1 protein-coding gene is annotated in these 322 nt (G+C 55.9%); it reads left to right on the top strand.

The window, feature by feature from the left end; genetic code table 11:
* Positions 1 to 96: 96 nt before the first annotated feature.
* Positions 97 to 322: trypsin-like serine protease (locus F0L74_RS34585; protein ID WP_497707335.1), on the top strand; the 226-nt coding region annotated here is incomplete at its 3' end.

Here is a 322-nt window from a genome sequence, read left to right as displayed (position 1 = left end):
GCTGGTGCACACCCCCATCTTGCTGGACTTGTGAACGCACTCACGAATGGCAGAACTCCAATCTGCGGAGCTTCCTTACTGACCAACACCCGCTCTGTGACCGCTGCTCACTGCTGGAGGTCCAGGGATGCCCAGGCTCGTCAGTTCACCCTCGCTTTTGGCACAGCTAACATCTTCTCCGGAGGCACCAGGGTCACCACCTCCAGTGTCCATATGCACGGCAGCTACAACATGAACAACCTCCACAATGACGTCGCCGTCATCAACCACAACCATGTTGGCTTCAACAACAACATCCAGCGCATCAACCTAGCCAGTGGAA

Source organism: Chitinophaga agrisoli (assembly GCF_008386695.1).
GTDB classification, from domain to species: Bacteria; Bacteroidota; Bacteroidia; order Chitinophagales; family Chitinophagaceae; genus Chitinophaga; species Chitinophaga agrisoli.
This window is presented reverse-complemented; position numbering and strand designations above follow the sequence as displayed.